The 23,582-nt window shown below is 32.1% G+C and carries 22 protein-coding genes; all 22 read right to left on the reverse strand.

Features of this window, described 5'->3' with window-relative positions:
- Positions 1-27: 27 nt before the first annotated feature.
- Positions 28-1,197 carry a hypothetical protein gene (locus tag OLM58_RS04270; RefSeq protein WP_264531340.1) on the reverse strand — a complete coding sequence of 390 codons (1,170 nt, stop codon included), beginning with the start codon at positions 1,195-1,197 and terminating at the stop codon, positions 28-30.
- Positions 1,187-2,734, reverse strand: coding sequence for a polysaccharide biosynthesis protein (locus tag OLM58_RS04275; RefSeq protein ID WP_264531341.1), 1,548 nt, complete (start codon positions 2,732-2,734; stop codon positions 1,187-1,189). Before OLM58_RS04275 ends, OLM58_RS04270 begins: the two co-directional genes overlap by 11 nt.
- 5 nt (positions 2,735-2,739) lie before the next feature.
- Positions 2,740-3,294 carry an acyltransferase gene (locus OLM58_RS04280; protein ID WP_264531342.1) on the reverse strand — a complete coding sequence of 185 codons (555 nt, stop codon included), beginning with the start codon at positions 3,292-3,294 and terminating at the stop codon, positions 2,740-2,742.
- Positions 3,281-4,060 (reverse strand): HisA/HisF-related TIM barrel protein, encoded by a 780-nt coding sequence (locus OLM58_RS04285; RefSeq protein ID WP_264531343.1) that lies wholly within the window; start codon positions 4,058-4,060, stop codon positions 3,281-3,283. The genes OLM58_RS04280 and OLM58_RS04285 overlap by 14 nt, the downstream gene beginning before the upstream one ends.
- The gene (gene hisH, locus OLM58_RS04290) at positions 4,060-4,671 is read right to left on the reverse strand and encodes an imidazole glycerol phosphate synthase subunit HisH (protein ID WP_264531344.1); all 612 of its coding nucleotides are present in this window, start codon (positions 4,669-4,671) and stop codon (positions 4,060-4,062) included. The genes OLM58_RS04285 and hisH overlap by 1 nt, the downstream gene beginning before the upstream one ends.
- Positions 4,668-5,813 (reverse strand): N-acetyl sugar amidotransferase, encoded by a 1,146-nt coding sequence (locus tag OLM58_RS04295; RefSeq protein WP_264531345.1) that lies wholly within the window; start codon positions 5,811-5,813, stop codon positions 4,668-4,670. The genes hisH and OLM58_RS04295 overlap by 4 nt, the downstream gene beginning before the upstream one ends.
- A gap of 29 nt (positions 5,814-5,842) precedes the next feature.
- The gene (locus OLM58_RS04300; RefSeq protein WP_264531346.1) at positions 5,843-6,586 is read right to left on the reverse strand and encodes an oxidoreductase; all 744 of its coding nucleotides are present in this window, start codon (positions 6,584-6,586) and stop codon (positions 5,843-5,845) included.
- A complete protein-coding gene (locus OLM58_RS04305; protein ID WP_264531347.1) occupies positions 6,579-7,502 on the reverse strand; it encodes a Gfo/Idh/MocA family protein in 924 nt (307 codons plus the stop codon). The genes OLM58_RS04300 and OLM58_RS04305 overlap by 8 nt, the downstream gene beginning before the upstream one ends.
- Positions 7,499-8,221, reverse strand: coding sequence for an acylneuraminate cytidylyltransferase family protein (locus OLM58_RS04310; RefSeq protein ID WP_264531348.1), 723 nt, complete (start codon positions 8,219-8,221; stop codon positions 7,499-7,501). Before OLM58_RS04310 ends, OLM58_RS04305 begins: the two co-directional genes overlap by 4 nt.
- 1 nt (position 8,222) lies before the next feature.
- Positions 8,223-9,269, reverse strand: coding sequence for a nucleotidyltransferase family protein (locus OLM58_RS04315; RefSeq protein WP_264531349.1), 1,047 nt, complete (start codon positions 9,267-9,269; stop codon positions 8,223-8,225).
- Positions 9,266-10,369: a UDP-N-acetylglucosamine 2-epimerase gene (neuC, locus tag OLM58_RS04320; protein ID WP_264531350.1), complete on the reverse strand. Its 1,104-nt coding sequence runs from the start codon at positions 10,367-10,369 to the stop codon at positions 9,266-9,268. Before neuC ends, OLM58_RS04315 begins: the two co-directional genes overlap by 4 nt.
- Positions 10,366-11,388, reverse strand: a complete 1,023-nt coding sequence (gene neuB / locus OLM58_RS04325; RefSeq protein WP_264531351.1) for an N-acetylneuraminate synthase — start codon at positions 11,386-11,388, stop codon at positions 10,366-10,368. The genes neuC and neuB overlap by 4 nt, the downstream gene beginning before the upstream one ends.
- A 2-nt stretch (positions 11,389-11,390) precedes the next feature.
- Entirely contained in the window at positions 11,391-12,014 is a 624-nt protein-coding gene (locus tag OLM58_RS04330; RefSeq protein ID WP_264531352.1) for an acetyltransferase, read from the reverse strand.
- The gene (locus tag OLM58_RS04335) at positions 12,004-13,146 is read right to left on the reverse strand and encodes a LegC family aminotransferase (RefSeq protein ID WP_264531353.1); all 1,143 of its coding nucleotides are present in this window, start codon (positions 13,144-13,146) and stop codon (positions 12,004-12,006) included. The genes OLM58_RS04330 and OLM58_RS04335 overlap by 11 nt, the downstream gene beginning before the upstream one ends.
- Positions 13,147-13,148: 2 nt before the next feature.
- Entirely contained in the window at positions 13,149-14,336 is a 1,188-nt protein-coding gene (locus OLM58_RS04340; RefSeq protein ID WP_264531354.1) for a UDP-N-acetylglucosamine 4,6-dehydratase, read from the reverse strand.
- Between the two features lie 11 nt (positions 14,337-14,347).
- Complete coding sequence (locus OLM58_RS04345; RefSeq protein WP_264531355.1) at positions 14,348-15,421, reverse strand: Wzz/FepE/Etk N-terminal domain-containing protein; 1,074 nt, start codon at positions 15,419-15,421, stop codon at positions 14,348-14,350.
- Positions 15,422-15,429: 8 nt separating this feature from the next.
- A complete protein-coding gene (locus OLM58_RS04350) occupies positions 15,430-17,949 on the reverse strand; it encodes an SLBB domain-containing protein (protein WP_264531356.1) in 2,520 nt (839 codons plus the stop codon).
- A gap of 49 nt (positions 17,950-17,998) precedes the next feature.
- A complete protein-coding gene (gene rfbB / locus OLM58_RS04355; RefSeq protein ID WP_264531357.1) occupies positions 17,999-19,045 on the reverse strand; it encodes a dTDP-glucose 4,6-dehydratase in 1,047 nt (348 codons plus the stop codon).
- A gap of 12 nt (positions 19,046-19,057) precedes the next feature.
- Entirely contained in the window at positions 19,058-20,065 is a 1,008-nt protein-coding gene (locus tag OLM58_RS04360; RefSeq protein ID WP_264531358.1) for a mannose-1-phosphate guanylyltransferase, read from the reverse strand.
- Between the two features lie 28 nt (positions 20,066-20,093).
- A complete protein-coding gene (locus OLM58_RS04365) occupies positions 20,094-21,407 on the reverse strand; it encodes a nucleotide sugar dehydrogenase (protein ID WP_264531359.1) in 1,314 nt (437 codons plus the stop codon).
- A 268-nt stretch (positions 21,408-21,675) separates the two neighbouring features.
- The gene (locus OLM58_RS04370; protein ID WP_264531360.1) at positions 21,676-22,140 is read right to left on the reverse strand and encodes a UpxY family transcription antiterminator; all 465 of its coding nucleotides are present in this window, start codon (positions 22,138-22,140) and stop codon (positions 21,676-21,678) included.
- A gap of 44 nt (positions 22,141-22,184) precedes the next feature.
- Positions 22,185-23,576, reverse strand: a complete 1,392-nt coding sequence (locus OLM58_RS04375; protein ID WP_264531361.1) for a UDP-glucose 6-dehydrogenase — start codon at positions 23,574-23,576, stop codon at positions 22,185-22,187.
- Positions 23,577-23,582 lie beyond the last annotated feature (6 nt).

Consider the following 23,582-nt stretch of genomic DNA (forward strand, 5'->3'; position numbering starts at 1 on the left):
TAATTCTTTTAAAAAAAACAATTAATATCATAAATCCTTTTTCAAAAAGTCAATAAATATCTCGCTTGTCGGTTTGTTCTCTGTCTCGGCTGAAGTCTGAAAACTATACTTATAATTTTCGTAATTTTTAATATTAATCTTGTCTATCAAATTAATTTCGTCGATGTCATCTATAAACTGATAATTACATCCTAAATAATTTGCAAAATGCAATACATTTCTATGAACCATTTCGATACCATTTAAAATGTTTTTTGAAGTAATAAAATGTATTTTTTTATTAAATGCAATGGGATAGTTTATCGATGTACTATCATGAGCAATTACAAAAGCTGCATTTTTTGTTAACTCAACTGTTTCATGAAATACAACTTTTCGGCCGTTAAAGAAGTCTTCCGTTTTATATCTAATTGCTTTCGGATGAGCCGCAATTACAACTGGGAGATTAAACTGCTTTTCAACACGATCAAAATAATCGTTTAGTTGTGGATAATAATCTTCTTCTTTGATATTTTTTATATTGAATAAAACAGTATCTGGATGCAATGGAAGATATTCATCTAAAAAAAGGATATAATTATCACTACTAACACTATCTTGATTTTTCAACAATAAATAATTATCGTAATCATCACTATTCACTTTTACTTGCTCAATTCCTTTAAGATAATTAAGATCAATAACACCAATACCTTGCCAACCTAAAGAACCTCCTAAGAAAACAATATCATACTTCTTTATTTTCCCTTCATTAACTAACTTGATAAGTTTTTTAGTCTTAAACCTATTTACTATTGTTGAGAGCCTTATATGCTTTATATTTTGCAAAAAAGATTTAGATGACGCTACTGGAAACATATTACGTCCGAAAACCGATAGCTGGCAATTATACTTTGTTAGAAGTTTATATAGCTTTATTATCCTTCCTTCAAATGTCATTATAGAAATAAAAAGAACCTTAGATAACATAGGTTCTGATTTAATATTTTGTTCTAGTTCTAAATATGAATTAATTTTCTTTGTATTTACAAGATCCGAAGCATCTTCCATAAAAGAGCTACTCTTAAAAAATAGCGCAGTCAGATCCCAATATTCTACTTCCAAACCTGCTTTTTCTACTTCTTCCATATAAAAATCAGTATAGATTTTTTTAGTAAGAGGCATATATCTAATATATATAATTTTATCAAATCTCATTCTTGACAGGTTTTAATAATTTTAATGTTCTATAAAAATAGTTTCTTAATGTTTTAACCGTTAAAATACCAATCCCAAATGATATAAATAATACTAGCGCAATTATTCCAGCATTAATCACCAAATTCAATTTATCTTTATCTGTAACAAAGTAGTTATTAAAAAAATAAAGAGAAAGGGATAAAAAAAGTATTGAAGGTAGGTACGGAACTATTTGCTCTTTGAGGAAACTAAACATCGAAATCTTTAAAAATGATAAAGAATACCACATGTATACAAGTCCACTAATAAAAAAAGCAAAAAATTTAAACAGAGCAAAAGATTTTAATCCCAATAAATCTATTGTAAAATAAATTCCTACCCAATAAATTATTGGCATCAGAAAACTTACAATATACATTTCTTTTAATTTCTCATGAGCCACCATAAGCATTCCTGCCGGATAGCTAATAAACGCTAAAATATTACAGGCAATTAACAACTGAACGATTTGTATCGATTCTTGATATTCTAAACCTACCCATGAAATGACAAATGGCTTTGAAAAGATTACTATTGCAATAATTGGCAATACTACGACTGGAAAAGAAATAGATATAACATGAAGGTAAAATGATCTTAATCCATCTTGTACGTCTGTCCCTATAAAGTGATTAAATCTTGCCGAAAATGGCGAGAAGAAAACTCCTAAAAGCGATCTGAAAAAACTTAGAATTGTCAAACCGATAGCATAAATAGCAACTTCTTTGGCTCCTAAAAGTTTACCTATCGCAAAAGAATCCAATTCATAATATAAAATCCATGAAATTGTTACAATTAAACCCGAAAGAGCCAAATGTTTAGTCTTATAAAATATCACTTTGTTAAATCTTAACTTCTTAAACAATTCTTTAAAATTGTAGTTAAAAATTTTCTTTGCCTTTATCATTGCAAATATTGAACATGACAAATTTACAACTTGAACAAAAAGGAAATACCCCACTATATTATACTTTTCGAAGCCGAAAAAATAAAACACTGAACTAATTTTAATTATATTTCCGATGATATTTATTTTCTGCAAAATGAAATCTTGTAACCTAATTCCAAATATCATTTGCATCATACGCTGCAAAATTATCGTAGGTGAAAATAATGCTAATATAAGAAGTAAGTTACTTGCTGTATCAATTTGATCTTCAGCTTTTATATCTTTGATAAGCAATTGAGGATTAAAACTTAAATATAAAAAACCCGATGAAAGTAAAACTAAAAATACAAATAGTACAAAATGGGTAAATCCAATTATTTCTATCTCTTCATCTATATCTCCACGGGAAAAACTTTCCGCCGCATACTTCATCCCTGCACCTAAAAAACCAAGGTCTGCATAAGACAAAAATATCGAAATTGAAATGCAAACGGTATAAATTCCATATGTAATTTTATCACTACTCAGGAAAGGGACAACAATAAATAAAGACGCAAACCCTAGTACAATCGATAAAATTTGATAAAAATAAATTTTTAAATAATTCTTTGAATATGATTTTTGCATTTCTTTTATCTAGCAATTTCTTTAACTACTCTAGCGGGGCTTCCAACAGCAACAACTCCATCAGGTATAGATTTAGTAACAATTGAGCCTGCTCCAACTACAGAATTTATTCCCACAGTAATTCCTGGTAAAAGAATAGAATTAGCACCAATCCAACATCCATTTTTTAAAACAACTGGTTCATCCGGATAATATCCCTGATCAATAAGTGGGACATCTTTTTGGTCAAATTTGTGATTATTTATATAAATATGAACTCCACATCCCATCATAACATTATCTTCAATAATAATTGAAGTTTCAAGGGTTTCAGATTCTCCAAACAGCATAACTCCAGGACGAATTACCACACGATTTCCAATTTCAATATTAGAACATCCTACAGCATAGGCTCCTGGTCTAAAATCTGCTGTGTCTGAAAAATGTTTAAATTTCTTTTTACACAGAGATAACATTTGCTTTTTATAGTACAATTTCCAATGTGTAAATGGATGATCCGGACCGATTCTATCGGCTCCTAAGTTATACTTAATTTTTTTTACTATATCAATTATCAACATTCCAATTTGCTAAATTTTCTCCAGATTCGATCAATTTTATTCGTGCTTTTGGCAGACCATCACCAATGAAATTAAATAAGTTTGCAGTAGCAACTGCGCTAACATTTTTATATTTTAATCCATCCATAAAGTGAGACTCATTTCCGGCTCCACCAGCAATTATGAGTGGAATTTTAATTTGAGATTCAAACCTTTCAATCGTATCAAAGTCATACCCAAAACCAGTTCCATCGTTTTCAATAGAATTTAGATAAATCTCTCCCACATTAAGTTTTTCTATATAATGTAAGTAATCTTCTAAATCTAGATCTATTTTATTAGATCCGTCATTAATATAGACTTCGAAACTTTCACCATTTTTTTTATAATCAATAGAAGCAACAATACTTTGCGACCCATATCTCTCTACTAATGAATTTACTAAATCTGGATTTGTATACAAAACTGAATTTAGAACTATTTTATCTGCTCCACTGTTAAAAAGCAATTTAGCATCTTCCATTGATCTAATTCCTCCCCCCGCTGCAATTGGAATAAAAACATCATTCACCAAGTTTTCAATAGTCTTAGCAAAATCAATAATTGATTTATTTTCACGAGTTGCATTTAAAACAACTAATTCATCCAAAGAAAAGGCAATATTTTGAAATTTATAGTTTTTTTCGAGCCAATTCAAATTCCCTACTTTTTGCAATCTAAAGTTACGGCTTTGCATAAAAAAGCCATCGCTATAAATTAATGCGAATATTATTCTCTTTCTTAACATTAGAATTTTTCTATAAAATTTTTCAGAAGTCTGAGACCATTTTTTTGGCTAAGTTCGGGGTGAAATTGGACTCCTACTATATTGTTGTATTCAAAACTTGCAATAAAATCTGAATCGTAGTGACAATGCGATTGGCCTATATCATGCTCACTAACCATTTTGTAACTATGGGTAAAATAAAAATCAGATTCAAAAGGTATGCCTTCATATAATTTTGACTTAGAATCTGTTTTTATCTGGTTAAATCCAACATGTGGAACTTTTAAATCTGTATTATCAAACTTTATACAATGCCCATTAACAAACCCCAGTCCTGCTGTAAAACCATCTTCTGTACTTGAAGTACCCAAAAGTTGCATTCCCAAACAAATTCCTATTAAAGGTTTGTTTCCTTTTACAGCAATTTCTTCAAGATTCTTATCTAAATGATTCTCCTTTATCTGTATCATTGCTTTCCTGAATGATCCAACCCCCGGAAGAATAATTTTATCGGCGCTATCAAGTACTTTATAATCTGCGGAAATTACAATATCGTTAACCCCTAAATAGTTTAAAGTACTTACAATAGATTTGATATTTCCCATGCCGTAATCGGCTATCACAATTTTCATATCGTAAAATCTTCTCCTGGAGTAAATTTAGGTGACCAGATACCGTCTATTTTCTCAAATAAATCTTTATTTGCATACTTATCTAAAACAGCATCAAATTCTTCTTTGGTCATTTTATAATAATCTAAAAAGACATCTATTAAATCATGAGGATAAGCATTATCATACATTTTTACAAGGTTTAATGCCTGATCTCTCGTCATAGACCCTCTTCTTATTTCTATACCGGCATCTTGAGTTGCTCTTCCAAAACCAAATTTCAAATACATCAAATACGCATGTAATGTATATAAAGCCTGATCATTTTGCGAAAAATTAGTAAATGTGTCTACACTTCCTTCTTCTTTTTCAATTAATCCACAGTGTTCTTTTGCCACAACATAATTACGATAAGAATCCCAAGCTTCAAAATAGGACCAGTGCGTAAAAGAAAGTCCAATTTGTGAAACTTCTTCGTCAGTAGGAAATTTAAAAAATGCTAAATCAGCTTCAGAAATATCACCATCTGCTCTAATTCTGTCAAAAACTATCTGATGTCCTCCTTCTAAATATATTTTCTTCATATATTCGATATCGTACAATGGGTTATTTTTACTTTCGGTAGAACCACCATATTCAACTTCACCGTCTTCACCATAAAACATCAGTGGTATTTTAAAATTTGCTGCTGTTTTAATACAAGCTGTCATAATAGCAATTAGCCATCCGTAATACGGGAAACCTTTTTCAATAAAACCGTACTTATTAAGCCTGTCTAATACTACCGGATTGGGAGATATATGAATATGATCATACCCCGATTGAATAAAGTTAAAAAGATTTTGATCCCCAATTGGCAGCGATAAAGCTGGACGCACAGTAACAGCTAATGGATTCATACCATACTTATGCTTTAACATATATGCCACATAAGAACCATCTTTTCCACCACTAACTGGAACTATACAATCAAAATTTCCATTAGTAGATTTATATTTTGTAATTAATTCATCCAGTTGCTTTTGTCTATGCGACCAATCGATTTGTTTTTTCTCTTCCATCCATTGACAAGCATTACACCAACCTCTATGATCAAATGTAATTCTAGGTCTCGTTGACATGTTTAAACAATTCTTACACCACGTTATTCTATTTTCACTCATTACTATTACTTTTTATACTTTGATTTATATTAAATGGCTGTCCAGCCTCCATCGACAATTAAATTCTGTCCCGTGATATATTGCGAATCATCAGAAAGTAAAAAGGCTACTGTTGGAGCAATATCTTCTGGTGTTCCTAATCTTCTCATCGGAACTTTTTTACAATAATTATTTACAAAAACTTCATTTTGGTTATCAAAAATTCCTCCTGGAGAAACAGTATTAACTCTAACTTGCTGTGGTCCAAAATAAGAAGCTACATATCTTGTAAAATTTACTAATGCGCCCTTTATTGCAGAATAGGCCGCTGGCATTGTCATTGTTGTTCCTTCGTAAACATTAAAATCTGCACCTACAACTCCATAAATAGAAGCCATATTGATTATGCTCCCCATTTTTTGTTTGGCCATTGATGAGGCTACTTTTTGTGTTAAATAGAAATAGCTATTTAATTGCCAATCCACATTTTGTTTCCACGATTCAAAAAGGATATCTTCAAATTTATTCCCCCAATCTTTTGTTCTGGGATAAGCATTATTTACAAGCCCATCAATCTTTTTATATTTTTCTAAAACTATTTCTAGTGCACTGTCGATCGAAGCAGTATCAGTTATATCGCAATAAACATTTGATAAATCTTCATTAGTATCATGATTAATTTCAAAATTAATACAAAAAGCCCCTTCAGAAATTAAACGATTAACAATCGCCTTACCTAACAGACCATTGCCTCCTGTAATTATAATTATCTTATTTTTTAATCTGTTATTCATCTTTTAATACAATTTTTAATATTTCTACAGATTCTCTCAAAGAATTCATAGGTATTACATTTTCATTTAAGCAATTGATAAAATAATCTAATTGATCAACGTAAGTGTTTTTAATTTCAAAGTTTGGAGCTTCAAAAACACATATTTTATCATCATTTAAAATGCGGCTATTAATTAAATCAACTTCTAAAATCTCATTATCAAAAACAATTTCAATTACTCTCTTTGATTTTTTTCTGTAATAATTTAATATAACGCTAGCTGTAAAAGTATCATACTCTAGTATATAGTTAGCATAATCGATCGCATCAATATTTAGGCTTGACACATTTCTAAGAGTCGAGCTACTGTTTTTAGGTAATCCAAATAGCCAACTGACATAATCTAATTCATGGAACAAATCTAAATGTACTCCACCTCCCATAGAGGCATTAGCACTATAAATTTTTCTAAAATCTACATTAGGTCGCCAATCTGGTAAATATGAACCACAATAAACATTAACTTCATTAATCTTTAAACTTTCATTAATTAACTTATTTTTCAGAAATGTAATACACGGATGAAATCTTAAATTACAAGCTACATAAGTAGTCAGTTTTCTATTCTCTATTAAATTAATTAATTGCGCTACATTTTCTAACGTATGTACAGCCGGCTTCTCAATAAATAAGGGAATATTAAGTTTTGCCAACTTTTCTATAAATTGAAAATGCAAATTAGTTGGATTTGAAATAATTGCAAAATTAAAAGAAAAACTTAAATCTTCGAGATCATAAATATTTTCAATTCCTTCTTCAGCTTTTGAACTTATATCTGATCTTAGTGCATAAATAGACGCACCTATTTTTAAACTTTTTAAAACGGTAATGTGTTTTCTAGCAATTGATCCTAAACCGACAATCAATATCTTCATAACTCAAAATCAAGTTTGTTAGTTTGAAGAAGATACTCCATAAATAAAAAATCTATTGGATGATCTAAATCAAAACATATATGATCCATTTCATATATCAACGATTTATCTGTAATTGCACTCTTTGACCCAGATTCGAAAAAAGATCTTCTGTACCAATAAAATGAAGCATTTAGTTCAAATACTTTTGGGGCAGATTGACGTGTCATTACACTTCCGTCCGGATTTGTTTTCACTAATGAATAAAACCCATCTGCATTTTTTTCAACCATGTTAAAATAAGGACTTCGAGCGGCGGGATTAACTGAGAATAAGTTTAATGCTTCAGTATTTACAAGCATTACATCTAATGAATTTGTTATATCGCTTAACGTCCGTAATGGAGACGTTACATCTAAATCTAAAACAAAATCATACTTCTCTTCAATTAGGGATTCCTCATAAAGCAACAAATCTTTAATTGTGTCAATTTTTCCCGCTGTATCTGTGGCCAGATCATCTGGTCTTTTATATTCTGTAAAAATGCCAAATGACTCTGCAGTCATTTTAATCGCCTCATCATCAGTAGATAAAGCTACTTTTACGTCAAACTTTTCTCCTATTTTCTTTGTTAAATCAATAGAATAACCTATCAAAGATTTACCATTAATATTTTTTATATTTTTACCTGGTATTCCTTTAGAGCCACCTCTAGCACAAATAGTTATTAATATTTTCATTCTAAAATTTTATATTATGAATATCTATATGAGCTTTCTCAAAATCTTCATGTTTACCAACATCTAGCCAATAACCTGAAAATGGAAATGAAATTACTTTTAGATTATTTTTAATCAATTCTTCCATAAGATCGGTAGCATTAAAAAAGGTTTCTTTTGGAATGAATTTTAACATCTCTTTTTTCATCAAATAAATACCTCCGTTAGAATAATACGTATAAATAGGTTTTTCTTTGAAGCTTTTTACAGCTCCATCCTTTGTTTCTAATACCGCATAAGGAACGTTCACCTGATAAGGAATTGTTAATACTGCCAAATCTGCATTTTGCTTAATAAACTCAAGAAAAAATTGTTCATAATCAATATTAGTAAGCAGATCAGAATTCGTTACCAAAATATAATCATGCTCAAAGTTTTTTATCTGAGAGACTGCACCAATAGTACCTAAAGGTTCATTTTCCCAAACGTATTCTATTTTAATGTTCTTATTTTCACCTTTCCCAAAATGATTTTCTATTTGCTCACCTAAATACTTTACTGAGACCCAAAAATCATCAATCCCAAATAAAGCCAAACGATCTAAATTATGTTCCATAATTGCTTTATCGCCTACTTTAAGAAGTGGTTTCGGAACGGTATCTGTTAATGGTTGTAATCTTTGCCCTCTTCCACCAGCCATGATTACTGCATCAATAGGCAAATATGATCTGATTTTTCTAAAATTTATAACATTTACAACTTTACGACTTTCATCAACAACGGGAACTATTCGAAAGTCACCTTCACGGTATTCAATGATTTTAACAAGATTATTCTCGCCTTTAATTATATATCTTGGATTATCTTGAATAATTTCATCAACAATACAATCTATTGTAAACCCTTTTAGTAAACCACGTCTAACATCTCCATCCGTCAATGCGCCGATTAACTTGTCCTCACTATCCACTACAAAAAGTATAGCATCTTGCGATAACTCATTGAACTGGATCAGAGCTTGTTTTATTTTACTTCCTGCAAGAATTAAATGGTCTTTGTAAACTCTCATAAAAATTCTTTAATGATTTTAATTATCTTATCTACTGCATCTGATTTAAAATAAATATTCTCGCCCTTATAAGAATCTAAATCTATAGCTTTATGAACTGAAGAAACGATTGCTTTTTCTTCAAAATCACAATTTATAATATTACTGCTTTGCGCTCTACCTTTTTGTCTATCTCCAACATTAACAACATACTTATTAAATGAAGCCGCTTCTAATATTCCACTTGAGGTATTACCTAATAATACTTTCGCATAATACATTGCTGAAAAATAATTTGCTTTTCCAAAATTTTCAATCAACAAAATTCTATCAGACGCTTCTTCTTTTAACTTTTCAATTGCTTCTCTATAAATTGATCCCTGAGTATCTGCATTAGGCATTGTAATTACAATGAATTTATTCTTTGAAATTTCTTTTAAAGCATTTTTCATCTCCTGAGCATATTTAACATTATCTCTCGTCGACATCGTTTCAGGATGAAATGTTACCAGAATAAAATCGTTATCTTTTATATCAAACTTCTCAAAAAAGATTTTTCTGTTAATAGGATCAAAGTTTTCTATATTATTTAAGCTCAATGAGCCTGTAGTAAATATATTTTCTGAACAATCTATCAGACTTTGAACTCTTTGACTGAATACATCTGTAGCAGTAAAATGAAGAATTGATGCTAACGAAATTTGATGACGATAAATATTGTCGATTGCACCTAAAGTAGTTTCACCTCCATGCACATGTGCAAATTTAACTCCAAAAGGGATACCTGCCTGTACTGCAGCACTCATTTCAAAACGATCACCTAAACAAAATACTAAGTCATAGTTATGATTCTCCCAAAAATCTGCAAATTTCAAAACTGTTAAACCATAAGATGAAGCAATAGCTTCTTGGTCATCGTTTGAAATTAAAGATGATATTGTATGTATACAGCTGTATCCGTCTTTCTCAATATCTTTCAAAGTATATCCGTGATTTCTGGATAAGTGAGTTCCAAAAGCAATGATGTCCATTTCAAAAAATGGATCGTTCTTAATTTTATGTAGTAAAGGAAGATATATCCCGTAATCAGCTCTTGAACTTGTTAAAACTCCTATTTTCATTGAATATCCGAAAGTAAAAGTTTATCAAACTTGGTTTTATCCACAACTAATTTCTTTCCAATAATATCCTCCCAATCCATCGGAGAAATTCCATCTCCAGGCCTTAATGCGATAAGATCATCATCAGTTAGAACATGCTCTTTTGGTAAATTTTTATTTAAATGAATACTTTTTCTTGCTATAGCAATATTCACTGTTTCGCTTTCACTAGGAACTTTTTCTCCATTCCCGCTAATAGCTAATTCAATATTACGAATCGTTCTAACCATTTCCTTCAATTCATATGGTTCTAACGAAGCGACATGATCTGGCCCTGGCAAAGTTCTATCTAATGTGAAATGTTTTTCTATTATTTGTGCTCCTAAAGCTACTGCCGCAATTGGAACTTCTATACCTAAAGTATGATCTGAATATCCAACATTAACCCCAAATTTATCTTTTATAGACAACATTGCTTTAAGATTAACATCCTTCATTGGAGTTGGATATTGTGTATTGCAATGCAAAATTGAAACCATTTCTTTCTTAAGTCCAAATTTAATCAGAACATTTAAGGCTTCTTCAATTTCATCTTGAGAACACATACCTGTCGACATAATAACAGGTTTACCACATAAAGCTACTGCTTTTAAATAAGGATAATTCGTTATTTCTCCACTAGGAATTTTAAAAAATGAAAGCCCTAAATCATTTAAATAGTTTACTCCGTCCACATCAAATGCAGTCGAGAAAAAATTAATATTCCTTTCTGAACAATAGGACATTAATTCTAAATGATCTTCATGACTTAACTCTAAGTTTTTCAGCATTGCATACTGAGAGTCATCACCATCATTAATATTAACACTTTGATACTCTGCTTTTTTAGCAGATTTACTCACTAAACTGTCAGCTTTAAAAGTTTGAAATTTCACATAATCAACTCCTGCATCAACGGCAACATCGATTAACTTTTTTGCTATTTGAATATCGCCATTATGGTTTACTCCAGCTTCAGCTATAATAATTACTTTACTCATATCTAAATTATTCTACCCGGATTCCCAACAACTTTTTTTCCGTCTGGTATATTTGTTATTATAACAGATCCAGCTCCAATAACAACATCATGACCAATAGTAATCCCCTGTTTTACAACAGCATTAGCACCAACAAAACTTCTTTCACCGATATTTACATTTCCTGCCAAAACTGCCCCCGGACCAATATGTACAGCATCTTGTAAAACACATTCATGTTCAATTATACATCCTGTATTTAAAATTACATTTTTTCCAACTTTTGCAAGTGAATTAACTGATACATTTTTATTGATAAAAGTACCATCACTTATTGTAGCATTTTTAGAAATGTGAGCTGTTTTGTGTATAATTGTTTGAAGTACTTTTCCTCTTTCTTCAATAAGTTTAGCGATTCTATGTCTTAGTACATTATCTCCAATTGCGAGTACAAAAGGAATTTCTTTAGACCATCCAATAAAATCAATTTCATTTTCGAAGCCTAAATAAACTAAATCGAAAGGATTAAAACTGGCTTCTTCTTTATCTGAATAACCGACAATCTTATAATCATTGTCTAAAACAGTTTCAGCAACCACATAAGCATGGCCCGAATATCCAACAAGAATTATCGATTTATCTAACACTACTAGGAATATTTACAATTCTCTCTTCTAAAAACTCTGCATTAATTTGTCTATCTCTTTGACAGTCTACGTACATAGGCAAACGATACATTAACTGCCATATTGGTCTAGTCATTACAGAATTTTCATTTGTGCTTTTCAAAAATAAATCTCTTTCAATTTTATTTTCCAATTCAACGCACATCAACCAATAATTAGCTTCCGTATTGGGAGTTTCTGTTCTAAATTTTATTCCATTTGAAGCAAAAAAAGATTTATATTCAGTTGCTAATCTTCTTTTATTCGTCAAAAAATCATCCAGTTGCTCCAATTGAGCACAAGCTAGAGCCGCATTTAGATTTGGCATTCTAAAATTATACCCCATTTCATCATGAACATATTCATATAGATGTGGAATTTTTGCCGTAGTCGTCAAGTATTTACCTTTTTCACCTAATTCTGAATCATTCGTAACAATAGCACCACCACCTCCACAGGTTACAATTTTATTTCCATTAAATGAAAAAGCACTCAGTTTTCCGAAACTTCCTGTTGGTTTTCCTTTATATTTACTTCCTAATGATTCTGCTGCATCTTCAAGCACCGGAATCTTCCAAGAATTACAAATTTCTATCAATTCATCTAGATGAACGGGAAAACCAAAAGTGTGCATCGGTAAACAAGCACTAATCCTTTTTCCTGTTTTTTTATTATAACAGCCATCTTCTCTTAAATCTCCAAATTCTTGCAGAAAAAGTGCTACAGCATCTGGCGATAATCCCATAGTATCTAAATCAACATCTAAAAAAACAGGTGTAGCATTTTGATATGCTATAGCATTGGCGGTAGCAACGAAAGTTAAAGCCTGCGTGAGTACCTCATCACCAGCTTTTACACCTATTAAACGCAAACTAACTTGAATTGCAGCTGTACCATTTACAACAGCAACTGCTTTCTTTGTTCCAGTAATATTTTGCATCATCATCTCAAACTGGTCAACATATGCACCAACTGATGACACAAAAGTAGAATCTATTGTTTCTAACAAATATTTCTTTTCGTTACCTCCAAAATGCGGAACATGTAGAGGTATAAAGTTTTCTGTATTATATTGCTCTTTTATAAAAGATATCGTTTCATTAATAGCCTTCATAACTACATTTTTGCGTCTAAATATTTACCCGTCTCTTTATGTCCAAAATTTGGAATCATATAATGAAATAATTCAACTATTTCTTGTTTATTCCATAACCTATCGGATTTCATTTTACCTATTTTTTCTGAAAATTTTTCCAATTTACTTTTATCAAAATTGGCTTCATTTTTTATGACACCCAAATTTTCGAATCTTTCCATATCTAAAACTTCATTTTTAGTAAAGAATTCTTCAAAATCTTTCTCTCCTGTAGTATCACTTGCAGTAAATAGACATGGCCATTTTTTTTCCTTAATTAAACGATCTGCATTATCTCTTGCTTCTTGTTCAGTTTTACACGGATAAGCTTCGTAGCCTAATTCCGACAAATATTTCACTGCAATATCCGCAAATGAAATTAAATGCAAACTTTCGCTTAACTTAGGAAAAAAAACATCTCTATTCTCACCAAAAATACAAGACATTAAACATAATTCCCCAGATTCTTTTGGTGTGACAAAATATCTTTTAATATCATTTGGAGCAACTATCGGTTGCTTTTTTATAATTCGTTGATTAAAACCATGAAGTAAAGAGCCATCTGAAAAAGCAACATTTGCAAAACGAGCAGTTGAAATCTTAATTTGTTCACTTTTACGCATTAAATACATTTCCATTATTCTCTTAGAAGCCCCCATCATATTAACGGGATTTGCAGCTTTATCAGTTGAGACACAGAAATACTTTTTAGTTCCATTTTCGATTGATTGTTGCAACGTTTTTTCAGTATTAAAAACATTAACATCTATCATACGCATCAAAGTAAAAGGGTCTTTTTCGCTTCTAACATGTTTTAATGCTGAAAGATTCAAAACATAATTATATTGACCATCAGACTTAATAAATGCATCATATTCAATTGATCCAATATCTAATGCAAATGTTTGAAAATCTCCATCAATATAACCATGGGAACTTCTCAAATCACGTACTAATTCGACCATATTGTTTTCACTTATATCAACAACATGCAACTTGAGAGGATTCCTTTTAAAGATTTCTTTAGTAACAGCCTGACCAATAGACCCCGCACCTCCTATAACTAAAAAAGATGAATTTTGTATTATCTCTTGTAACTGATTTTCGTAAGTTAAAATATCATTATGAAATATTTCTTCTTCCCTTCCAATTAATCCTGTAATATTCATTATTTATTGATTTAACTATTTAGACCTTTAAATATTCTTTTAAATATTAAATACAAAACAAACAAAAAAGCGCCCAAAAAACCACCAAAGAGAATTCCTTTAGCTTTACCAAATCGATCCTTTTTTAATGGCAAAATAGGTTTATCAATTACTTGAATCAATGGAGTTTCTTTTCGTAAAGTAACCTTTGCTAATTCAGCTTGTTTCACTAATTCTGTCAATATTGCCGTATTAGCCTGAACATCTACCTGTCGACGGGCAGATGGAGCTCGTCGTACATTAAGGGCCGGATTTAAATTAAAAGTATTATCATTTGCAACTGCGACACCAGTAATAGCACCGTTTAGTTCACCTCGAATTGAATCAACCTGTCGTTTTAAGATCATCATATTCATTCTGGCTTTTTTACTTTTTGTTTCAACATAAAAGTTTCCAACTTCCGCTGCCAAAGCTTCACAAAAAAATTTAGCGAATAATTCGTTCTCAGAAGAAACATCAATATTTGTAATTGCTGTTTTTTTATCTTTTTGTCCTACAAATAAACTTGATGCTGATAATCCCTCATAAATTTTACCCATTATGCTATCTTGCACACGACTAAAATCTTTACGGTTTGCATTTGGTAAAAACTCTAACTTAGAAAACTTAGGATTTTCATTCCAAGCCTCTCTCCATTTATTATTTTGGATATACAGTTCCGCCAGAGAGATTACTTTGTTTTTATATGTAACCGGAGAAAGCAACGTTTTTTCAATCATAGAACGAGATTTAAGCAATTCATTCAAATTAGATCCTGTAAATATTCCACCTCCGCCACCGCCTAAATCTAATCCTAATGAACCAGCTAACCCTAGTGCACTACCTAAACCTCCTCCACCAGGCTTATCATCTTCAAGAGCAAAAGATAATGTCGCTGTATAAACTGGTTTTTTAATAATAGAATATGTTACTCCTAAAACTGCTCCCAGAAGTCCACCAATTAAAATTACTTTCCATTTAGAAAGTAAAAAGCTACACCATTCCTTTGCTTTCCCAATTAACTCATTTAACGATACTTCGTCGTTTTCAACAGGTATATTATTCATTAAGTAAACTATTTAAATGCTGTCACAATTAACAATGCTAAACTCGCAAATGCAGTTCCAAGACCTGCCCATTCTCCTGCGCTCATTTTCTTTTTCTCAGGTCTTTCCGGAACAACTATTTGAGAATCGGGAGTGACTTTTGGATAAGATCTAAAAAACAAAAATGACCCTGTCACTGCAGCTTTTCCATTTGGATAAATAATATAAGCTTTTTTCTTCCATCCTTTGCTATCGACACCTCCAACAGAATTTATATAATACCTAAATCCTTTACCGCTCCTGTAAGGAATTTCCGAGGTAAGCAATACATTCCCTGTAACCTTCACGCCTTCATTATAAACAGCAACTTCTATCTCGTCTCCCGGAAATAACGTTACGTTTGAGTAATGATTTTTATCTTTTACAATCTTTTCCCAGTTTACAGGAATAGTTGCAAATTTTAATTCGTCTCTAAGTTTTTTTGATAATTTAGAGCTAAGCGTATCCTTTTGTTTTAAATTTAAACCATCCTGTTTCGCTTTTAAAGCTTCCTCTTCCGCAGTTAGTTTTTTATCTAAATTAAGATTTACAGTTTCTAATTGTTCAATTTGCTCCTGTTTTATAGGTCTTTTAATTTTCATACCATCCAAGTTAGCTATGGATGTCAAACCGCCTGCTCTCATGACAACATTATAAACGGTTTCTTTTTTGTTAGCCAATACGTACTTACCAGGATACGTAACAGCTCCACTTACCTTAACCATTTCAGGCTTTTCATAAACCGCCATCTTTCTTATGTTGATAACATCAAAAGGTTTTAACACAAAATTCTTGATCTGCTCGTTATTATCAGCGGTAATTTCAAGCTCAACCAATTCAATTTTTTTTGGGTCAGCATCGTCGATAACATCAGATTTTACCATTCGGGCTATTTCAACTCTTTTTGATGCTGATCCAGTCAAACCTCCAACTTGTACTACAAGATCATTTAACGTTAAATTTTCAAAATATTCGTACTCTCCCGGTTTTTTAACTTCCCCGTCAATTGTTACTTTATACTCTTCTCTGAATTCCAAAACAGAATATACGGTTACAATATCTTCTCTTTTTAGTTCGATATCAGCATTTAAATCTCCGGATAAAGCAGCACTTAGATCGACATTAACAATTTCAGTTGTTAAATCGGTCTTTAAACGAATAATTCGTGCTCTTTTGGTATAAGCATCTTCCTTAAGTCCTTCCGCTCTGGTAATAAGATCTGAAATTCGCATTCCTTCATTATAAGAGTAATAGTCTGGTCTGAAAACAGCTCCTTCAATTTTAATACGATTTTCGAATCGGTTCAAGATCTTTGTCACCTTGAACACATCTCCTGATTGCGGAACATACGAGCCATATTCACTTTCGTTGATATCATGAACTTTGAACTCTTTCCCTGTTTTTTGAAGTACATTTACTGAAGCAGTATAAGCAAACTCATTGAATCCTGATGCAAAATTTAAAAGATCGGAAAATTTTTCTCCTTTTCTCATCTCGAAAATACCTGGTCGTTTCACCTCTCCCTCGACTACCACCCTTTGGGTATAAGCAGGAATTCTAATAACATCATTATCCTTTAAACTTACGTTATCAGATTGATCCCCTTTTACCAGAAACTTGTAAATATCAACATTTTTATAAACTTTGTTATTTCGAATCAATTCAATATTTCTATAACTGCCATTCTTGCCCGGACCTCCTGCTAAATGAAGTGCGTTATATACAGAGGCCAGAGAGGAAATAGAATAATTGCCCGGTTGCTTCCCTCCAACAATTGTTACTTTAATTGTTCTAATATCACCTAAACTAACACTAACCTGAGATTGTCCCGATCGAACCGTAGTATAAACTCTTGCGATCGCAGCTTTTATTCTTTGTGTAGCAGCTTCGATTGTCATTCCGGATACTGCTATTTGTCCAACATTTTCAATTGCAACTTTACCTTCAAAATTAACCGGAACGGTATCGTCAAACTGTTGAATACCATAAATACTAACTTCTAACTTATCCCCTGGCCCTAAAATGTAATTTACAGGTGTCGCCATTTTCAAATCCGGTTCAAAATTTAAAGTAGGTTTATCAAATAATTCAGATCCAAAAATCAAAGCATTTAATGAATCTTTAATTTTTTCATTCTTAATTTTTTCTTGTTTTCTTCCAAACTCAGAATCCTTATCAAACTCATTTAACTTATCGTCTTTCTTTTTATCCTTATCTTTCGAGTTCTTATCTTTGTCTTTACCGTTTTTTTTCTCGTATTCCGTTACACGTGTCCTTAATTTATCGAACTCACTCTGCGTCATCCCTTTTGACAAAGCCATAGACTGAACATCGTTGATGGTAGCATTATTACTTTTTAACTGAGTAACAATCTTACCTATTTCGTCATCAGATAAATAATCCACTTTTACAGTACTTAAATCTTTGGACTTTATGATATCCTGAGCGTTTGCATTAAAAGACGCTAACAAAATAAAAAACAAAGAAAGAACGTATATTATCTTTTTCATATTTGAGTTAAAATTTAACCTTAGGTTTGGTTGAAACAAAGTATTTATTTTATGAGTATTGTTTATGGTAATAATCTTTATAAGAACCGGAAGTCACATTCTGTAACCATTCTTCATTATTCAGATACCAATTAATTGTTTTTTCTAAGCCTTCTTCGAAAGTTACTGATGGTTTCCATCCCAATTCTTTATTAATTTTTGAAGCATCTATCGCATAACGCAAATCATGTCCGGGTCTGTCTTTCACATAAGTAATTAATTCTTGTGAAGTCCCTTCTGATCTACCCAGCTTCTGGTCCATAATCTGGCATAATAATTTAACCAGATCTATATTTTTCCACTCATTAAAACCTCCAATATTATAAGTTTCATGATTTTTACCTTCGTGAAAAACTAAATCGATAGCAATAGCATGGTCTTCCACAAATAACCAATCACGTGTATAATTACCATCACCATATACTGGTAAAGCTTTATTATTGATAATATTATTTATAAAAAGAGGAATTAATTTTTCAGGAAAATGATAGGATCCATAATTGTTGGAGCAATTCGTCAAAACATAAGGCAAACCATAAGTTTCTCCATACGCTCTTACAAAGTGATCAGAACTTGCTTTTGAAGCAGAATATGGGGAATTAGGATCGTAAGAAGTTGTTTCTGTAAAAAGTCCTTCAGCTCCAAGTGAGCCGTAAACCTCGTCTGTGCTGATATGATAAAAACGTTTTCCTTCGAAATTCCCTTTCCATTGATTCTTCGCCGCGTTTAATAAATTCATTGTCCCTATCACATTAGTTTTAACGAAAGCTAAGGGATCTTCAATAGAACGATCGACATGAGATTCTGCAGCTAAATGCAAAACACCGTCAAAATTATGTTCTGAAAAAAGTTCGTTTATAAAAGTTTCATCTACAATATCTCCTTTTACAAATGTATAATTAGACTTATCCTCAATATCTTTAATATTTTCAAGATTTCCGGCATAAGTCAATGCATCTAAATTAAAAATCTGATACTCAGGGTATTTATTTACAAAACGTCTTACTACGTGTGAACCAATAAAACCGGCACCGCCAGTTACAAGAATTTTCTTCATTTTACTTTCCGATTAATTTAATAATTCTGAATTTTGCCTTTCTAATTCACAATACAAATCTTTAACATCTTGCGAATTCTCTTTTTGCAAGATCAAATTTGCAGTATTGGTATATACAAAAATGGTATTTCTTAATCCTAAAAATGCAGTATACTTTTCGGTACCAATGATCATGTTCCCATTATCATCGATAGAATGTCCTCTTGACACTAAATAATCATAAACAGATTCAAACGAACCTAAATCCGACCATGAAAATGCAGCAGGAACTACTTTTATTTTCTTACTGCGTTCCATAACAGCATAATCGATACTTATGGATGGGATTTCTAAAGACAAATCTAAATCTAAAAACCCCTCTTTATTAGCTTCCCAAACAGCTTTAGATTTATCAAAAACGTCTGGTTGAAATTGTTTCAATTCTTCTAAAAGAACTCCAGCTTTAAAACAAAACATACCACTATTCCATAGAAAATTACCTCTAGCTATGAAATTTTTAGCGGTTGTTTCGTTGGGTTTTTCACGAAATGAAACTACTTTATCGCCTTTTGATTCAATGTAACCGTATCCTGTTTCTGGTTTAGTTGGAATAATCCCAAAAGTTACTATAAAACCTTCTTTAGCCTTTACAATAGCTTCATCTATCGCTTTATTGTAATCTTCCATCTTTTCAATAATATGATCCGATGGGGTTACAATTAAAATATCATCAGGATCACAAGCAAATGCAGCAAATGCAATTGCCGCAGCAGTATTTCGAGGAGTCGCTTCAACAATATTAACATACTCTCTTTTAGACTTATCCATTACTTTGGCACTAAGAGAATGATTGTCTACATTGCCAACAACCATTACTTTATCTGCTAAATGATTATTGCGATCGACTGTCAATTCAAATAAAGACTTTCCTTCAAACATTTCCAAATATTGCTTTGGTTGACTTTTTCTGGATAACGGCCAAAGTCTGCTGCCAATACCTCCGGTCAAAATAACATGTATGATTGAATTATTTACTTCCATTTTCTTTAAAATAAAAAAAGTCTTTTTACTATAGCCTGTTATCAGCTAAAGTACCTAAGACTCCTTTTACATCGTATAATAAACTATTTTCTTTCTGTAACTCTGAAAAATCCAGTTTTAAAAATTCAGCATGTGCTACTCCTAGTACAACTGCATCAAATTTTTCTTTTGGTACAGAATTAATAGTTTGTAATTTGTATTCTTTTTTAACTTCCTCTATACTGGCTAAAGGGTCATATAATGTAACTGCTATTCCATATTCTTTTAACGCTTTAATTACATCGACAATCTTTGTATTTCTAACATCCGGGCAGTTTTCCTTGAAAGTAATTCCAAGCATTAACAGATTAGCTCCATTAACAGAAATTCCTTTTTTTATCATCAGTTTTACCACCTGAGCCGCCACATATTCCCCCATACTGTCATTTAAACGACGTCCTGCCAAAATTATTTCAGGATGATATCCAAATTCTTGAGCTCTCTGTGCCAGATAGTAAGGATCTACACCAATGCAGTGTCCTCCAACTAATCCGGGTTTGAAGGGTAAAAAATTCCATTTTGTGGAAGCTGCTGCCAATACTTCTTGAGTGTCAATATCCATAAGATTGAATATCTTGGCTAACTCGTTTACAAAGGCAATATTAATATCTCGTTGTGAATTCTCTATCACTTTAGCCGCCTCCGCAACTTTTATTGAAGGTGCCAAATGTGTTCCGGCGGTAATTACAGATTTATAAAGAGCATCTACTTTTTGACCAATCTCTGCAGTAGACCCTGAGGTCACCTTTAGAATTTTCTCAACAGTATGTTCTTTATCACCAGGGTTTATTCTTTCAGGCGAATAACCCGCAAAAAAGTCTTCGTTAAATTTTAATCCCGAAACCTTTTCTAAAACCGGCACACACTCTTCCTCCGTTACACCGGGATATACAGTTGATTCGTAAATAACAATATCCCCCCTTTTTAATACTTTACCAACTGTTTCACTTGATTTGTATAAAGGAGTCAAATCAGGACGATTATTTTTATCTACCGGAGTAGGAACTGTTATCACGAAATAATTACAATCTGCAATATCTTCTATAGAAGTTGTGCAATATAACCCTTGTTTGTCATCAGAATTATTGATCAAAACCTTTTGTAAAGTTTCGTCATCTATTTCCAATGTAGTATCTGTACCTGATTTTAGAGAAGCAACTCGCCCTTCATTGATATCAAAACCAACAACGGCAAATTTTGTAGCAAATAATCTGGCCAAAGGTAAACCAACATAACCTAAGCCAATAACGGCTATCTTTATGTTTTCATCCAATTTGTATTCTTTTCTATCCACTTCAGTCATTTCAATTCACGGCTCCGCCCTTCTGAGTCACAAATTTTTGCCCCAGACACCCTACATTTATTTTCGGCAAATATAGTATATTAAGTCAAGTTAATCAATACGGTTTCTCGTAATACTAAAAAAAACGGACTATTAAAAAAAACGTAACCCAATAACCCTCTATCAATCAGCACACCAAAAACCACATTATAAAAAAACAGAGGAATAAAATCTCAAATTAAAGAATTTCACCCTCTGTTTTAACTGAAATAGTTAAACTATAACTAATTTATTTGTATTTTATTTTAAGCACACATCCCAAAGATTCTAAAACCAATATATAATGTGTATTTGATACTTCCTGAACTATCGCTTCCTGATTACTAAAAGCTCCAGCTTCTATTTTAATTCGATCTCCAGCCTGAATTGAAGTCACTGATATATCGCTTATATTTGGAGCTCTCAGACTTGCTTTTATACTATTAATTTCTTCATCGCGAACTATAGCCGGCTTGCCCAACCAAAACAAATAACGCACCACCCCAGCTATCTGGAAAACTGAATTCCGATCGATATCCTTCAATTGAACGAATACGTACGAATTAAAAAGGGGAACTTCGACTTTCTTCTTTCTATCCGACCATTCTTTAACCTGAGTAATTAATGGACAATAACATTCAATACCCATTTGAATCAGTCTATCTGCAACTTTCTTCTCCCATTTCGGTTTCGTATAAACAACATACCAATTCATAATTTTCCTTTTTCTATTGAATTTTAATTCAATACCTTTTTCAATCAGGAACCAATCCCATTATAAATAAAACCAATTGATTCCAGTTTTTCCGCATCCAAGATATTTCTACCGTCAAAAAGAAAGGCTGGCTTATGCATTGAGTCGTATATTCTTTGCCAATCATAAGTGGCAAACTCATCCCATTCTGTTAAAACAGCAATTGCGTGAGCATCTTTACAAGCCTCATATGCATTATCAAACGTTACAACCCTGTCTTTATTCTCCTCAATTGATCTTGTTTCCAAATAGTTTAAATCACTCTGTATTTTGTTACCAGAAACTTTAGGGTCATAAACAGCAATTTTTGCCTGCTCATTAATCAAATCATCAGCTACATAAATTGCCGCAGACTCTCTCGTATCATTGGTATCTTTTTTGAAAGCCCATCCAAGAAAAGTAATTTTTTTATCGGCAACAGTATTGTATAAAGTCTGAACAATCTTACTAGAAAATCTTTTCTTCTGATGATCGTTCATTATAATTACCTGTTCCCAATAATCTGCTACTTCATTTAATCCGTAAGATTTTGCAATATACACTAAATTAAGAATGTCTTTTTGAAAGCAAGATCCTCCAAAACCAACCGATGCTTTTAAGAACTTTGGCCCAATTCTGCTATCCATCCCAATGGCGCGAGCAACCTCATTCACATCAGCACCTGTTTTTTCACACAATTCGGACATTGCATTTATAGATGAGATACGCTGTGCCAGGAACGCATTTGCTGTTAATTTAGATAATTCTGACGACCATACATTAGTGGTCAAAATCTTTTCTTTGTCTACCCAATTTGCATAAACATCAACCAATGCTTTAATTGCTTCTTCGCCTTCCGACGTTGTATCTCCACCAATTAAAATTCTATCCGGGTTCAACAAATCAGTAACCGCAGTCCCTTCGGCTAGGAATTCAGGATTCGATAGAATTTGAAACTGCACTCCATTTCCTGTATTATCTAAAATGCTTTTAATAGCTTCAGCTGTACGCACTGGCAAAGTTGATTTCTCAACAACAATTTTATTCTGTTTGGCTACTTTTGCGATTTGTCTGGCACATAATTCAATATACTTTAAATCTGCAGCCATACCTTTTCCTTTACCATAGGTTTTGGTTGGTGTATTTACTGAAATAAAAATCACCTGAGCCTCATCGATTGCTTTTTCAACTTCTGTCGAAAAAAACAAATTCCTTCCTCTGGCCTCCGCTACTATTTCTGAAAGTCCTGGCTCATAAATCGGAATATTATCTATATCTGGATCATTCCAGTCTGTAATTCTTTGTTCGTTCAAATCGACAACAGTCACTTGAATATGTGGACATTTTTGCGCAATTACTGCCATTGTCGGACCTCCAACATAACCCGCACCAATGCAACAAATCTTTGTAATTTTCATCTATTT

It is taken from the genome of Flavobacterium sp. N502540, assembly GCF_025947365.1.
Taxonomy (GTDB): domain Bacteria; phylum Bacteroidota; class Bacteroidia; order Flavobacteriales; family Flavobacteriaceae; genus Flavobacterium.

Excerpts from the sequence above, each read along its gene's own strand:
- OLM58_RS04310 (WP_264531348.1), bottom strand. The coding sequence starts at position 8,221 with ATGAAAATATTAATAACTATTTGTGCTAGAGGTGGCTCTAAAGGAATA.
- OLM58_RS04340 (WP_264531354.1), bottom strand. The coding sequence starts at position 14,336 with ATGAATATTACAGGATTAATTGGAAGGGAAGAAGAAATATTTCATAAT.
- OLM58_RS04345 (WP_264531355.1), bottom strand. The coding sequence starts at position 15,421 with ATGAATAATATACCTGTTGAAAACGACGAAGTATCGTTAAATGAGTTA.
- OLM58_RS04300 (WP_264531346.1), bottom strand. The coding sequence starts at position 6,586 with ATGAATAACAGATTAAAAAATAAGATAATTATAATTACAGGAGGCAAT.
- OLM58_RS04285 (WP_264531343.1), bottom strand. The coding sequence starts at position 4,060 with ATGTTAAGAAAGAGAATAATATTCGCATTAATTTATAGCGATGGCTTT.
- OLM58_RS04270 (WP_264531340.1), bottom strand. The coding sequence starts at position 1,197 with ATGAGATTTGATAAAATTATATATATTAGATATATGCCTCTTACTAAA.
- neuB (WP_264531351.1), bottom strand. The coding sequence starts at position 11,388 with ATGAGTAAAGTAATTATTATAGCTGAAGCTGGAGTAAACCATAATGGC.
- OLM58_RS04275 (WP_264531341.1), bottom strand. The coding sequence starts at position 2,734 with ATGCAAAAATCATATTCAAAGAATTATTTAAAAATTTATTTTTATCAA.
- OLM58_RS04315 (WP_264531349.1), bottom strand. The coding sequence starts at position 9,269 with ATGAGAGTTTACAAAGACCATTTAATTCTTGCAGGAAGTAAAATAAAA.
- OLM58_RS04280 (WP_264531342.1), bottom strand. The coding sequence starts at position 3,294 with ATGTTGATAATTGATATAGTAAAAAAAATTAAGTATAACTTAGGAGCC.
- OLM58_RS04370 (WP_264531360.1), bottom strand. The coding sequence starts at position 22,140 with ATGAATTGGTATGTTGTTTATACGAAACCGAAATGGGAGAAGAAAGTT.
- hisH (WP_264531344.1), bottom strand. The coding sequence starts at position 4,671 with ATGAAAATTGTGATAGCCGATTACGGCATGGGAAATATCAAATCTATT.
- OLM58_RS04365 (WP_264531359.1), bottom strand. The coding sequence starts at position 21,407 with ATGACTGAAGTGGATAGAAAAGAATACAAATTGGATGAAAACATAAAG.
- neuC (WP_264531350.1), bottom strand. The coding sequence starts at position 10,369 with ATGAAAATAGGAGTTTTAACAAGTTCAAGAGCTGATTACGGGATATAT.
- OLM58_RS04335 (WP_264531353.1), bottom strand. The coding sequence starts at position 13,146 with ATGAAGGCTATTAATGAAACGATATCTTTTATAAAAGAGCAATATAAT.
- OLM58_RS04350 (WP_264531356.1), bottom strand. The coding sequence starts at position 17,949 with ATGAAAAAGATAATATACGTTCTTTCTTTGTTTTTTATTTTGTTAGCG.
- OLM58_RS04360 (WP_264531358.1), bottom strand. The coding sequence starts at position 20,065 with ATGGAAGTAAATAATTCAATCATACATGTTATTTTGACCGGAGGTATT.
- OLM58_RS04305 (WP_264531347.1), bottom strand. The coding sequence starts at position 7,502 with ATGAAGATATTGATTGTCGGTTTAGGATCAATTGCTAGAAAACACATT.
- rfbB (WP_264531357.1), bottom strand. The coding sequence starts at position 19,045 with ATGAAGAAAATTCTTGTAACTGGCGGTGCCGGTTTTATTGGTTCACAC.
- OLM58_RS04375 (WP_264531361.1), bottom strand. The coding sequence starts at position 23,576 with ATGAAAATTACAAAGATTTGTTGCATTGGTGCGGGTTATGTTGGAGGT.
- OLM58_RS04295 (WP_264531345.1), bottom strand. The coding sequence starts at position 5,813 with ATGAGTGAAAATAGAATAACGTGGTGTAAGAATTGTTTAAACATGTCA.